13 protein-coding genes, 1 tRNA gene, 1 rRNA gene, 1 other RNA gene and 1 other annotated feature are annotated in these 13,141 nt (G+C 41.0%); of the genes, 12 read left to right on the forward strand and 4 right to left on the reverse strand.

From position 1 onward, the window contains the following. Positions 1–110: ribosomal RNA gene (gene rrf, locus AC1DIV_RS28695) — 5S ribosomal RNA — on the forward strand; the annotation flags it as partial. 81 nt (positions 111–191) lie between these two features. On the opposite strand, the gene AC1DIV_RS28700 is transcribed toward rrf, so the two are convergent. Continuing rightward, a complete protein-coding gene (locus tag AC1DIV_RS28700; protein WP_340878248.1) occupies positions 192–1,157 on the reverse strand; it encodes a YaaC family protein in 966 nt (321 codons plus the stop codon). A 111-nt stretch (positions 1,158–1,268) separates the two neighbouring features. On the opposite strand from AC1DIV_RS28700, the gene guaB reads away from it, so the two are divergent. From guaB to AC1DIV_RS28720, 4 genes are all read left to right on the forward strand, one after another. Next, positions 1,269–2,732, forward strand: a complete 1,464-nt coding sequence (gene guaB / locus AC1DIV_RS28705; protein WP_048688703.1) for an IMP dehydrogenase — start codon at positions 1,269–1,271, stop codon at positions 2,730–2,732. Between the two features lie 173 nt (positions 2,733–2,905). Further along, entirely contained in the window at positions 2,906–4,222 is a 1,317-nt protein-coding gene (locus tag AC1DIV_RS28710; RefSeq protein ID WP_081088479.1) for a D-alanyl-D-alanine carboxypeptidase family protein, read from the forward strand. 69 nt (positions 4,223–4,291) lie between these two features. Further along, positions 4,292–4,516, forward strand: a binding site (T-box leader). Positions 4,517–4,579: 63 nt separating this feature from the next. Next, positions 4,580–5,857 carry a serine--tRNA ligase gene (gene serS, locus AC1DIV_RS28715; protein WP_034316273.1) on the forward strand — a complete coding sequence of 426 codons (1,278 nt, stop codon included), beginning with the start codon at positions 4,580–4,582 and terminating at the stop codon, positions 5,855–5,857. Positions 5,858–5,989: 132 nt separating this feature from the next. Beyond that, positions 5,990–6,082: transfer RNA gene (locus AC1DIV_RS28720), tRNA-Ser, on the forward strand. Positions 6,083–6,203: 121 nt separating this feature from the next. Here AC1DIV_RS28720 and AC1DIV_RS28725 read toward each other — a convergent pair. From AC1DIV_RS28725 to AC1DIV_RS28735, 3 genes are all read right to left on the reverse strand, one after another. After that, a complete protein-coding gene (locus tag AC1DIV_RS28725; protein ID WP_048688698.1) occupies positions 6,204–6,875 on the reverse strand; it encodes a deoxynucleoside kinase in 672 nt (223 codons plus the stop codon). Next, the gene (locus AC1DIV_RS28730; protein ID WP_323599701.1) at positions 6,853–7,512 is read right to left on the reverse strand and encodes a deoxynucleoside kinase; all 660 of its coding nucleotides are present in this window, start codon (positions 7,510–7,512) and stop codon (positions 6,853–6,855) included. The genes AC1DIV_RS28725 and AC1DIV_RS28730 overlap by 23 nt, the downstream gene beginning before the upstream one ends. Positions 7,513–7,692: 180 nt before the next feature. Next, positions 7,693–8,238 (reverse strand): cysteine hydrolase family protein, encoded by a 546-nt coding sequence (locus tag AC1DIV_RS28735; RefSeq protein ID WP_063595539.1) that lies wholly within the window; start codon positions 8,236–8,238, stop codon positions 7,693–7,695. 133 nt (positions 8,239–8,371) lie between these two features. Here AC1DIV_RS28735 and tadA point away from each other — a divergent pair, with 133 nt between their 5' ends. From tadA to AC1DIV_RS28770, 7 genes are all read left to right on the forward strand, one after another. Further along, positions 8,372–8,878: a tRNA adenosine(34) deaminase TadA gene (tadA, locus tag AC1DIV_RS28740; protein ID WP_285856706.1), complete on the forward strand. Its 507-nt coding sequence runs from the start codon at positions 8,372–8,374 to the stop codon at positions 8,876–8,878. 147 nt (positions 8,879–9,025) lie between these two features. Beyond that, positions 9,026–9,290: signal recognition particle sRNA large type (gene ffs, locus AC1DIV_RS28745), an RNA gene on the forward strand. 183 nt (positions 9,291–9,473) lie between these two features. After that, positions 9,474–11,162, forward strand: coding sequence for a DNA polymerase III subunit gamma/tau (dnaX, locus tag AC1DIV_RS28750; RefSeq protein ID WP_034316265.1), 1,689 nt, complete (start codon positions 9,474–9,476; stop codon positions 11,160–11,162). A 21-nt stretch (positions 11,163–11,183) separates the two neighbouring features. Continuing rightward, complete coding sequence (locus AC1DIV_RS28755; RefSeq protein WP_034316375.1) at positions 11,184–11,501, forward strand: YbaB/EbfC family nucleoid-associated protein; 318 nt, start codon at positions 11,184–11,186, stop codon at positions 11,499–11,501. Positions 11,502–11,561: 60 nt separating this feature from the next. Further along, positions 11,562–12,158 (forward strand): recombination mediator RecR, encoded by a 597-nt coding sequence (gene recR / locus AC1DIV_RS28760; protein ID WP_034316264.1) that lies wholly within the window; start codon positions 11,562–11,564, stop codon positions 12,156–12,158. Between the two features lie 20 nt (positions 12,159–12,178). After that, the gene (locus tag AC1DIV_RS28765) at positions 12,179–12,397 is read left to right on the forward strand and encodes a YaaL family protein (RefSeq protein ID WP_034316261.1); all 219 of its coding nucleotides are present in this window, start codon (positions 12,179–12,181) and stop codon (positions 12,395–12,397) included. Between the two features lie 105 nt (positions 12,398–12,502). Then, positions 12,503–12,772 carry a pro-sigmaK processing inhibitor BofA family protein gene (locus AC1DIV_RS28770; RefSeq protein WP_370019689.1) on the forward strand — a complete coding sequence of 90 codons (270 nt, stop codon included), beginning with the start codon at positions 12,503–12,505 and terminating at the stop codon, positions 12,770–12,772. Positions 12,773–13,141 lie beyond the last annotated feature (369 nt).

A 13,141-nucleotide genomic window follows, 5' to 3' on the forward strand; every position in this document is an offset into this window, starting at 1 on the left:
GGCGATAGCGAAGAGGTCACACCCGTTCCCATTCCGAACACGGCAGTTAAGCTCTTCAGCGCCGATGGTAGTTGGGGGTTTCCCCCTGTGAGAGTAGGACGCCGCCAAGCCATTTAAAAAGATCAGCCATCCGGCTGGTCTTTTTTTGTCGTTTCAGGACAGATCTATTCACAAATAGGGTGTTGGAAGGATCAGATGTGGAACCTTTCCGACTTAATCCATTCAAATATTAAAAATGGCACCTTAGCTTGGCTTATTTTAAGGAATTGCACAATGCAAGGGTAATCGTCATTAGGCATGGTTTTCATCAGCTCTGCCCACCATTCTGTTTCATAACGAGCTATTATGCTAAGGTTATAAGAAATCAAATAATGAATCAAAAGTTCAGGTAATGAAAAAGCGGACGAATCTTTATTTAGAGATAGCATGAATTGCCCCTCTTCTAAATTATACCGTATTGGAGATGCGGCATTATGAATAGGAACATCCTCTGTTTTTAAATGCAGTGTTCCAGGAGCTTCCGAAATACTGTAAATTTGATTCGTTTTAGCTTTCAAAAATTCTTCCAATCGACTGCTGGACATTTGATAGCTATCCAATATGGATGAAGGCAATTGAAAACCATTGGAGGAGGGGAGCAGGGCGACGAAATTTTTCTTGGAAATGGGCCATGTAAAGTTTTGCATATCCGGGATTTCTTTCATGAGTGTACCCATGGAAAACTTTTCACCTTCCAGATGCTTGATATGAAATAATTTCTCGGCGATGCAGGTGAAAAGTCCATTTTTTTGCGTTTTCACTTCATCCTTCAGAAATTCATATTGCTGTTTTTTCTTTTTCCTCGTAGTTACCCCATGGGCAAGCATCGAAGTTGATTCCGGATAGTTAGGATCAATCGTGAGCAGACAAGCCTTTAATAATTGGGCGAATCCATAAAATGTCAGGATTGGTTGAATGGAAAGTGGTGCAATGGCTGCCTGATTATAATAAGTTTTAGCATGTTCAAGATGGTAAATAAATGGATAACAATTATCATAACTTTTGATTTCCGCTTCTGCTATTTTTTCTTGTGTGTAACATTTTTGTAAAAAAAGTTGAGAGGAAGATGCGGAAAAAAAAGGTGTATATTTATCGAAATTATCATTGTTTTCAGGCATTGCAGCTATCCTCCAAATTAATAGAATAATCAAACATTTATTTCTCTTCTTGACAGTAGTATGTCCTATTGATAACCTACAAATAATATTTTTAAGCAGGAGGGGAAAATAATGTGGGAAAATAAATTTGCAAAAGAAGGTTTAACCTTTGATGATGTCCTATTAATTCCAGCGAAATCAGAGGTTTTGCCGAAAGATGTCAACCTTCAAGTCAACTTAGCTGAAAACTTAAAGCTCAACCTTCCTATCATCAGTGCAGGAATGGATACCGTGACAGAAGCAGAGATGGCGATTGCCATGGCTCGTCAAGGCGGATTGGGTATCATTCATAAAAATATGTCCATTGAAGCACAAGCTGAACTGGTGGATAAAGTAAAACGTTCAGAAAGCGGTGTAATTACCGATCCATTTTTCTTGACGCCAGATCACCAGGTATTCGATGCAGAGCATTTAATGGGTAAATATCGCATTTCGGGTGTTCCTGTAGTCAACAATATTGAGGATCAAAAACTTGTGGGTATCATTACAAACCGTGATTTGCGATTTATTTCCGATTTTTCCTTGAAGATTTCCAGTGTCATGACTGTTGAGAATCTCGTCACAGCGCCAGTAGGAACTAACTTGGAACAAGCAGAGAAGATTCTTCAAAAGTACAAAATTGAAAAGCTTCCTCTTGTAGACGATAATGGAGTTCTTAAAGGACTTATTACGATCAAGGATATCGAGAAAGTCATTGAGTTTCCGAATTCGGCGAAAGATAAGCAAGGGAGATTGCTTGCTGGTGCTGCAGTCGGAGTGACTAAGGATACAATGAAGCGTGTTGAAATGCTTGTTAAGTCCCATGTCGATGCAATTGTACTTGATACTGCTCACGGTCATTCAGAAGGCGTCCTTGAAATGGTGAAGGAAATCCGCGCGACTTATCCTGAATTGACGATCATTGCCGGTAATGTGGCAACGGCTGAAGGGACGAAAGCATTGATTGAAGCGGGGGCCGATGTAGTGAAAGTGGGAATCGGACCAGGGTCAATCTGTACGACAAGGGTTGTAGCCGGTGTAGGTGTTCCACAAATCACGGCAGTCTTCGATTGTGCAACAGAAGCAAGAAAACATGGTAAAACGATTATCGCTGATGGCGGAATTAAATATTCAGGTGATATCGTTAAAGCGCTGGCTGCAGGCGGACATGCAGTAATGCTTGGTAGTATGCTTGCAGGTGTAACTGAAAGCCCTGGCGAAACGGAAATTTTCCAAGGTCGCCGTTTTAAAGTGTATCGGGGTATGGGATCTGTTGCTGCAATGGAAAAAGGATCTAAAGATCGTTACTTCCAGGAAGATAACAAGAAATTTGTTCCAGAAGGCATCGAAGGGCGCCTTCCATACAAAGGACCTTTATCAGATACCATTTTCCAACTGATTGGCGGCATTCGTTCAGGTATGGGATATTGCGGTACAGCCACATTGGAAGAGTTGAGAGAAAACTCTCAATTTGTCAAAATGACCGGTGCCGGATTAAGGGAGAGCCATCCTCATGATGTCCAAATTACTAAAGAAGCACCGAACTACTCAATGTAATGAATTTAACATATAATCGTCATTAAAATTTATTGTTAAAATAGACAGAGTCTGCGATTACTCTGTCTATTTTTTTTATTTTTTCTGTGATAAACTAGACAAGGTGTCAAGGGATTTACATAAAGTTTCTTCTTTGTTATAGAGATTAGCTTAAAAGTTGGAGGTATTGGAAATTGAAAAAAATCAGCAAGACCCTCATTTTCACTTTTGTTTTTGTTCTTGTTATGTCGCAATTTGCCTATCAACCGGGGGAAGCTGTTGCTGAATCTGATAATTTAGGTTTAAAAGCAGAGGCAGCCATCATAATCGATGGTGAAACAGGACAAATCGTGTATGAAAAAAATGCCGATAAAGTATTAGGGATTGCATCCATGTCTAAAATGATGACCGAGTACATCATAATGGAGTCAATTGAAAATGGGAAAATCAGTTGGGATCAAAAAGTAAAAATAAATAAATATGTACATGACCTTTCAAAAGCACCCAATTTGTCGAATGTTGGGTTAACGGAAGGTGAAGATTATACAGTTAAGGAACTATATCAAGCTATGGCCGTCTATTCAGGAAATGCGGCAACAGTAGCTTTAGCACAGCTAGTTTCCGGAAGTGAAAAGAGCTTCGTTAAGTTAATGAATGAAAAAGCAAAGGAATTAGGCTTGAAAAATCATAAATTCGTTAACGCCAGCGGTTTGAATAACTCCGATTTATTAGGGCAATATCCTTCAGGTGATGAAGATGATGAAAATATCATGACAGCAAAAGATACTGCACTTCTTGCTTATCGTTTAATAAATGATTATCCGGAAGTTTTAAAAATCGCCAGCATTCCTAAATTGAAGTTCCGTGATGGAAAAGAATATCCGAACTTCAACTGGATGCTGCCTGGCCTGATTTTTGAATATAAAGGCGTAGATGGACTAAAGACGGGATCTACCGACTTTGCTGGTTATGGCCATACAGGGACGGTTATCCAGGACGGTCAGCGCTATATCACGGTGGTCATGAAGTCCACTAATAAAAACGAACGTTTTGCAGATAGCACTAAGCTTATGAACTATGCTTATGCAACATTTAAAAAGGAAAAAGTCCTTCCAGCCAACTACCAGGTGAAAGGGAAAGAAACACTTTCAGTAGTGAAAGGCAAGGAAAAAGACGTTAAGATCCAATCTGAAAAAGCAATCGAGCTACTTGTTGAAAATGGTGGGAAAGACAACTATAAAACAGATTTAGTGATCGATAAAAACAAATTGAATGAAGATGGTAAGCTGACTGCACCAATCAAAAAAGGTGAAAAGCTAGGCTACATCACAGTCACTCCTAAAAAAGGAGAAGATTACGGGTACATCAACGGAGATCCAGTTAAGGTTAACGTCGTAGCTGCTGAATCTGTTGAAAAGGCAAACTGGTTCGTATTATCAATGCGGGCGGTTGGCGGATTCTTTGGAGATGTTTGGAGCAGTGTAGCTTCCACTGTTAAAGGCTGGTTTTAAGTTTCGTGTATAAAACGGTTGCGTAATGTATAAAATTATAGTACATTATGGAAAACAATCTGATTATATAAGAAAGCAATGACAGGAAATAGTAACAAGTATTTCTTTCTATAGAGAGCCGGTGGCTGGTGGAAATCGGTGTGAGAGTTTTGTGAATCCCTCCTGGAGCAGAGTATGGAAAGCCTTTTGGGTCAGTAAATACTTTCGGTTAAAAGCCGTTATCGTGATAAGTGGTAGGCGTTTTTCATAGGCCTTCAACTAGGGTGGCAACGCGGGTTAACTCTCGTCCCTTCTTCAGGGGACGGGAGTTTTTTGCGTTCTTTGATAAATCATCAAATACATTAAGGAGGAACTGAAATGTTGGATTTGAAATATGTAAGGAATAATTTTGAAGAAGTGAAGCGTGTATTGCAATTTAGAGGGGAAGATTTAACTGATTTAGGCAAATTCGAGGAACTGGATGTAAAGCGCCGGACCTTGATTGCTGAAACGGAAAAGTTGAAAAGCCAAAGAAATGAAGTTTCACAGCAAGTGGCCATATTGAAACGGGAGAAAAAAGATGCAGATCAGTTGATTGCGGAAATGCGTGAAGTCGGTGACCGTATAAAAGGTTTCGATGATGAGCTTCGTGAAGTGGAAGCACAATTAGAAACATTACTTCTTTCCATTCCTAATATACCGCATGAAAGCGTGCCTGTTGGTGAGACGGAAGACGATAATGTCGAAATCCGTAAATGGGGGGAGTTACCTGAATTCAAGTTTGAACCGAAACCACACTGGGATGTAGCTGGAGATCTAGGCATCCTGGATTTTGAACGGGCAGCAAAAGTGACTGGAAGCCGATTTGTATTTTATCGGGGCCTTGGTGCTCGATTAGAGCGTGCACTAATTAGCTTTATGTTAGACCTTCATGTTGAGGAACACGGATATGAAGAAATGCTGCCACCATATATGGTGAACCGTGCAAGCATGACCGGGACAGGTCAATTGCCAAAATTCGAAGAGGATGCTTTCCGTATTGAAAGTGATGATTACTTCTTGATTCCTACAGCTGAAGTGCCGGTGACAAATTTCCATCGTGATGAAATCATGAGCACGGACGATCTGCCGATAAGCTATGCGGCATACAGTGCTTCATTCCGTTCAGAGGCAGGATCTGCGGGTCGTGATACGCGCGGGCTAATTCGTCAGCACCAGTTCAATAAAGTTGAACTAGTGAAGTTCGTGAAGCCGGAAGATTCATATGCAGAGTTGGAAAACCTCACAGGTCATGCCGAAAAGGTCCTCCAATTGCTGGGTCTTCCATACCGAGTGCTAAGCATGTGTACGGGAGATCTTGGTTTCACAGCTGCTAAAAAGTATGATATCGAGGTTTGGATCCCGAGCTATGGAACGTACCGCGAAATTTCTTCTTGCAGTAACTTTGAAGCATTCCAGGCTAGACGGGCCAATATTCGCTTCAGGCGTGATGCAAAAGGCAAACCGGAACACGTCCATACCCTAAATGGATCAGGCTTGGCAATCGGCCGTACAGTCGCTGCCCTTTTGGAGAATTACCAGCAGGAAGATGGCAGTGTTATCATTCCTGAAGTATTACGTCCATATATGCGCGGTGCGGAAGTCATTAAACCGTAAGTCAAAGGGAATCAGCTTCTGGTTAAAGAGGCTGATTCCCCTTTTTATCAAAGTTTGAAAATTATTTTAAAAAAACTTTATAGAGGGCTTGACTTTGATTTTGATTCCATGTAATATAATAAATGTTGATACGGAGGTATACCCAAGTCCGGCTGAAGGGATCGGTCTTGAAAACCGACAGGGGAGTCAAATCCCGCGGGGGTTCGAATCCCTCTACCTCCTCCATAACTTATTAATAACCACAGCGCATAAATTGGATATCGATGAATTCCGTTACAGTTATGTAACGGAATTTTTGTTTTCTAATATATTAAAAAACCACCGGATAACCGGTGGTTTTTCTGTTTTACACATTTCGCAACAACTTGGTTTGCTCCATATATTCGGCAATCCGTTTTATAAGAGGTTCGATACTTGCTTCATCCTGCATAAGATCATATTCGTTTATATTTAATCGAAGGACAGGGCAGGCGTTGAATTGATCGATCCATTCTTCGTAACGGCCGTGCATTTCCTGCCAATATTCAATTGGGGTATGCTGTTCCATTGGACGGCCGCGCTCTTGGATCCGGTTGAGGATATCATCGAGCGAACCTTCGAGATAGATAAGTAAATCAGGGTGCGGGAAGTATGGCGTCATTACCATGGCATTGAAAAGGCTTGTATACGTTTCGTAGTCCACCTCATTCATCGTGCCTTTTTCATAATGCATTTTTGCAAATATCCCGGTGTCTTCATAAATGGAACGGTCTTGGATAAAACCGCCGCCGTATTCAAAGATTTTTTTTTGCTCTTTAAATCGTTCAGCGAGGAAATAGATTTGCAGGTGGAAACTCCAACGATTAAAATCATCGTAAAATTTATCCAGGTAGGGGTTCGTATCAACCTTCTCAAATGATGTCCTGAATTGAAGGGCATCGGCTAACGCATTGGTCATGGTCGATTTTCCTACGCCAACCGTCCCTGCTATCGTAATGACGGCGTTGTTTGGAATATTATATTTCTTTCGTAAGTTCATTTGACTTTACTCCTTTGTGCAGGGCATTCTCTATTTGGCTTATTATCGTTTTCAAATCATCCTTGTTCCCGACAAAATCCAGCTCATCTCCGTTGAATGTAAGAACAGGGATGTCAGGGTGCTGTTTCTCGAATGTTTCCATGAATGTTCGATAATCCGCGGATAACTGCTCTAAATAAATGGAGGATATATTTTCTTCGATTTCACGACCTCTTTTACCGATTCGGGAGAGAAGAGTATCAAGGCTTGCGTTTAAATAAATCACCATATTAGGTTTAGGCATATCCCGTGTTAAAATATTGAATATCTCAAGGTACTTATTGTATTGTTCGTTCTTTAACGTTCTTTCAGCAAATATCAAGTTCTTGAATATATGATAATCAGCCACTACGGCTTGGTCATTAGTAAGATACTTTTTTTCGATATCATCCAATTGTTTATAACGGTTACATAGAAAAAACATTTCTGTTTGAAAGCTCCACTCATCAATATCTTTATAGAATTTCCCAAGAAATGGATTTTCATCGACAATTTCCCTTAATAATGAAATTTGAAAATGATCTGCGATAACTTTTGCAAGTGATGTTTTTCCCACGCCGATTGGACCTTCGACAGTGATAAATGGGGTGGATTTCATCCAATCTGTCCTCCTTCATGAGGTATCAAGCTAAAATTCCCGGTCATAGGATTTTCGCCAAGAGATATTGTATCACAGACTTGGGACTTTAGTGACATTTTTGTCAGGTTGATAAAGAAAGAGAATGAAAGAGTGTTAATTGGGGAGGTATGTAGATTAATGCCTTGTTCGATTGAATGCTTACATGTCTTCACCTTGTTTTATGGATGCCTTGAGAACATGGTTCATCATTTTTAATGCGTAATGATTATCTTCCTTTGATGCAGAAGCTATGCAATCCTTCGGAATCCATAATTTATATTCCCGCATATAGGCATCATTGGCCGTGAATAGCACGCAGATGTTGCCAGCTATGCCAGTAATAATCAGGGTATCCACGTTTAATCGTTTAAGCAATGTATTGAGTGCCGTCCCATAAAATGCGGAATGCTTCGGCTTGATGAGAAAAAACTCGTCCTGTTGAGGTTTTATTCTTTCGATTAATGAGGCATTACCTTCATTTTTACATGTATCAATGATTTTATCGAAGTCAGCCTGCCATAAATCATAATGATCATTGATATAGATGATTGGAAAACCTTTTTCTTTCATTTGCTTCTTTAATTTCAAGATCGGATCGACGATAAGTTTCGTATGTGCAAGGAGCATATTCCCGTATTTGAAGTCAAAGTCATTGATCATATCAATGATAAGCAATGCAAAAGAAGGCGATTCAGGTCGATTCATGGTATATCCTCCTGTATTGTGAGAATTTACTTGCAGCACATATGTCGAATGCGTTACTATTCACAAGTAGTATGACCTTTATTTTGTCTTATATTTGTCTGTTTACTCCTATTTAATATGAGGGGGTTTTTTTTTGAAGGATGATGTTCATTACATGAATTTAGCCTTAGAGGAAGCAAAAAAGGCGCGGCAATTGAATGAAGTGCCGATTGGCGCTTTAATCGTAATAGATGATCAAGTTATTTCGACGGGGCATAACCTGAGGGAAACGGAACAGAATGCGACGGCACACGCGGAGCTCCTTGCAATCAATGAGGCTTGCCGTGCTACTGGCAGTTGGCGTCTTGAAGATGCGACATTATATGTAACGCTGGAACCTTGCCCGATGTGTGCCGGTGCCATCTTGCAATCAAGGGTGAAAAGGGTCGTTTTTGGAGCGCATGATCCAAAGGCTGGCTGTGCAGGCACATTCATGGATTTACTTCGAGATGAACGATTTAACCATCAATGTGATGTAACCAGCGGTGTATTGGGGAAAGAGTGCGGCTGGATATTGACTTCTTTTTTTAAAGAGCTAAGGGATAGAAAGAAAACGTTGAAAAGAGAGCAGGCACTCAAGATTGCCGAAGAAAATAAATAAGTGAAAAACGAATGTTGAAGATGAGTCTTTGCTTCATTTGGTAAATTTGGAATTGAACTGTCCAAGAACAACACTTGCGTTTTTTTTGTTACCTTAGTATAATGAATTATGCGTCGACATGACGCTATGAAATTGGTATTACTTTTGCCGTGCTAGACGGGGAGGTAGCGGTGCCCTGTACTCGCAATCCGCTCTAGCGAGGTTGAATCCCTTCTCGAGGTTAGCATTCTGTAGGGCCTGCCTTAAGTAAGTGGTGTTGACGCCCGGGTCCTGCGCAATGGGACTCCATGAACCATGTCAGGTCCGGAAGGAAGCAGCATTAAGTGGAAGTTCTCATGTGCCGCAGGGTTGCCTGGGCCGAGCTAACTGCTTAAGTAACGCTTATGGTTGCTAATCGACAGAAGGTGCACGGCAGTTATTTTACATAAACAAAAAACTCATTCGTATCGGGTGGGTTTTTTTTTATGCCAAGAAGGTAAAGTGCTTGGTGTTTTTGAAAAAAATGAGGCAATGATGAAATTTCATTTTAGACTTTGATATTAAGGAAATCAGTAATGTATAATAAACAAGATGGAGAAAAGAAGGAGGGATTTCCGTGGGGTATCAAGCATTATACCGGGTATGGCGGCCGCAACAATTCATTGATGTAGTCGGGCAGGAACATGTGACGAAAACGTTGCAGAATGCTTTGGTCGGGCAAAAGGTTTCACATGCCTATTTATTTTCCGGTCCACGTGGAACAGGGAAAACAAGTGCTGCCAAAATTTTAGCAAAAGCAGTGAATTGTGAGCATGCCCCGACAAGTGAGCCCTGTAACGAATGTGCTACCTGCCGCGGAATCACCGATGGCTCCATATCAGATGTTATAGAAATTGATGCAGCATCCAATAATGGTGTCGAGGAAATCCGTGACATTCGTGATAAGGTCAAATATGCACCTAACGCGGTTACATATAAAGTTTACATCATTGATGAGGTACATATGCTTTCACAAGGGGCGTTCAATGCGCTTTTAAAGACATTGGAAGAACCTCCGAAGCATGTGATTTTCATATTGGCGACGACTGAGCCCCATAAGATTCCACTAACGATCATTTCCCGTTGCCAAAGGTTTGATTTTAAACGGATCCAGCCTCAAGATATAGTTGGCCGGATGTCACAAATCATTGCAGAAACAGGTGTTTCTTGTGATGAACAAGCCCTGCATATCATTGCGAGGGCAGCCGAAGGCGGGATGCGGGATGCACTAAGCCTTCTTGATCAAGCGATATCCTTCAGTTCGGAGACGGTTTCAGTGGAAGATGCATTGACTGTCACCGGATCTGTTTCGCAAGCGTTTTTAAGCCGGCTGGCAAAAGCTATATATGATAAAGAAGTAGCGGTGGCACTTGAAGTCCTTGAAGAATTGCTGGCCATGGGAAAAGACCCGGCTAGGTTCATAGAAGACATGATTTATTACTTCCGTGACATGCTGTTGTTTCAAACGGCACCGGCACTGGCAGAATCCTTCGAGCGTGTTTTGATAGATCCCCAATTCAAGGAATTGGCAGAAGTGATTTCTTCTGAATCGATTTACTCCATAATTGAAAGCTTCAATCAAACACAGCAGGATATGAAATGGACAAATCATCCAAGGATTTTCCTTGAGGTGGCACTTGTGAAGTTATGTAATGAGCAAAGGCCAAATCAAATTGATAACGGGCAGCTTCAACAGCTGCAGCAGAAAATAGAAGATTTAGAGAAGAAATTACTCGAAATGCAGAAAAACGGCATTCCGGCAGCCATGGCAGAAAAACCTGCAGAGCAGGCTAAGGCGCAAAGGGCCGTTAAAAAGTCATATAAAGCACCTGCCGGAAAAATCAATCAAGTTTTGAAACAAGCTACAAAGCCAGGTCTTAATGCTGTGAAAAGTAAGTGGGGGGAAGTGCTTGAACAGTTAGGTCAGCAAAACCAAAAGTCATTGGCAGCTTTATTAACGGAGGCGGAACCTGTTGCTGCGTCAACTGAAGCTTTTGTGGTAAAATTCAAATATGATATTCATTGTCAAATGGCAATGGAAAATAACCGTTTCGTGGAAGTGATAGCCTCGATCATGCAGCAATTGACCGGACACCGAATGGAGATAGCTGGAGTTCCGGAAAGCCAGTGGCAAAGGTTGCGGGAGGACTTCATCTCAACACAGCAGTTCGACGGTCCAGAAGAAACGGAATCAAAAGAAGAAGACCCCTTTATAGCAGAGGCTAGAAAATTAGTCGGCGATGATTTACTTGAAATTAAAGAATAATTGGAGGTAAGGAAAATGGGTATGCGCGGCGGTAATATGCAGAACATGATGAAACAAATGCAAAAGATGCAAAAGAAGATGGCAGAGGCACAAGAAGAATTAGGTGAAAAAAGGGTTGAAGGAACTGCCGGCGGCGGAATGGTAACGGTCATCGTGACTGGACATAAAGAAATAGTCGATGTAGTCATCAAACCGGAAGTTGTCGATCCGGATGATATCGATATGCTTCAGGATTTAGTGTTGGCTGCCACTAACGATGCTTTGAAAAAGGCGGAAGAACTGACAAACCAAACGATGGGACAATTCACTAAGGGAATGAACCTTCCGGGTATGTTTTAAGCAAGTTCAAAAGAAACTTCCTTTCAGGGGGTTTCTTTTGAAATTTTTAGGAGGAATTCGATGCATTATCCAGAACCAATTTCCAAGCTCATTGACAGTTTTATGAAATTGCCGGGGATTGGTCCTAAAACGGCTGCTCGATTAGCCTTTCATGTATTAAGCATGAAGGAAGATACTGTTTTGGATTTTGCAAAAGCACTTGTTAATGCTAAGCGGAATCTTATGTATTGCTCAGTCTGTGGTCATATTACAGATCAAGATCCCTGCTATATTTGCGAAGATCAAAAGAGGGACAGAAGTTTGATCTGTGTGGTTCAGGACCCGAAAGATGTTATAGCTATGGAAAAGATGAGAGAGTTCAATGGTTTATACCATGTACTGCATGGCAGTATTTCCCCGATGGACGGAATCGGTCCGGAAGATATAAATATTCCTGATTTATTAAAGCGCCTGCAAGATGAAACAGTGCTGGAGGTAATTTTGGCTACTAATCCTAACATTGAAGGTGAAGCGACAGCCATGTATATTTCCCGGTTGCTTAGACCATCAGGCATCAAAGTGACCCGAATTGCCCACGGACTTCCTGTTGGCGGAGATTTGGAGTATGCGGATGAAGTGACGCTATCAAAAGCAATAGAAGGAAGAAGAGAAATATAAGATAGCTGGGAGGACTTCACTTGTTCTTTCGTAAAAAAAAGAAACTTCGGAATGAATTCAATGATTCATTAATCGAAGAGCTTGAACAATTGAAATGGAATTGGCATAATCAAAAATCATTACTTGAAAAAAGCGTTGATCCATCTGAGGAAGTAATCGCCCAAACGAGACTGGCGGAAGTGAAATATTTCTACTTATTCAGGGAAGTTAAAAGAAGGAATGTTCGCTTAAAAAGATGATAAGGAAATGGCTGTGAAGGATAAGTTTGTTCCTCATGGCCATTTTTTTCGGTTCTTAATCCAGCGTTTCCTTCATATAAGTTTAGTACAAGCTTGCGGGGAGGAATGAGTTTGGAACCAGTTGTCTTTGTTGCCATAGTTGGCGGCTTGATTTTAATGCTCCTCATTATCGGGGCGCCATTAAGACCTGTCCGGTTTATAGGGCAGGGCATTATAAAGGTCATTATCGGTGCAGCATTTTTGTTCTTTTTGAATACACTTGGGAATCAGGCGGGCATTCATGTCCCCATCAACCCTGTTACCTCGGCAGTCGCCGGCCTGCTTGGAATACCGGGAGTTGCCGCATTGGCGGCCATTGGTTATTGGATCATTTAAAGGATAGTGCGTCGAAGTCATCTTATGAAAACCTCATGGATATCTCCTTGGGGTTTTTATCATGCTATAGTTTTTTTTAAAAAAACTAATTTAACCATTGACGATTAATAATCAACCTGATAATATATTAGGAGTCGCCAATAACGACATCATACATTGCTTAACCGAAAAACAATATGAAAATAGTTGTTGACATCAGGTTTGGTAAATGATAAGATAATAAAGTCGCTTACGAAGTAACGACGATAAATCGCTCTTTGAAAACTGAACAGAACAAAGCGCCAACGTTAAATTTTAAGTGAGCACACACTATCAAAAAAGCAAATGAGCAAGTCAAACATTTCTTCGGAGAGTTTGATCCTGGCTCAG

This window comes from Peribacillus sp. 05N428, from assembly GCF_056397085.1.

Coding starts and splice junctions, on each gene's coding strand:
- AC1DIV_RS28700 (WP_340878248.1), bottom strand. CDS start 1,157: ATGCCTGAAAACAATGATAATTTCGATAAATATACACCTTTTTTTTCC.
- guaB (WP_048688703.1), top strand. CDS start 1,269: ATGTGGGAAAATAAATTTGCAAAAGAAGGTTTAACCTTTGATGATGTC.
- serS (WP_034316273.1), top strand. CDS start 4,580: ATGTTGGATTTGAAATATGTAAGGAATAATTTTGAAGAAGTGAAGCGT.
- AC1DIV_RS28725 (WP_048688698.1), bottom strand. CDS start 6,875: ATGAACTTACGAAAGAAATATAATATTCCAAACAACGCCGTCATTACG.
- AC1DIV_RS28730 (WP_323599701.1), bottom strand. CDS start 7,512: ATGAAATCCACCCCATTTATCACTGTCGAAGGTCCAATCGGCGTGGGA.
- AC1DIV_RS28735 (WP_063595539.1), bottom strand. CDS start 8,238: ATGAATCGACCTGAATCGCCTTCTTTTGCATTGCTTATCATTGATATG.
- AC1DIV_RS28755 (WP_034316375.1), top strand. CDS start 11,184: ATGCGCGGCGGTAATATGCAGAACATGATGAAACAAATGCAAAAGATG.
- recR (WP_034316264.1), top strand. CDS start 11,562: ATGCATTATCCAGAACCAATTTCCAAGCTCATTGACAGTTTTATGAAA.
- AC1DIV_RS28770 (WP_370019689.1), top strand. CDS start 12,503: ATGAGTTTGGAACCAGTTGTCTTTGTTGCCATAGTTGGCGGCTTGATT.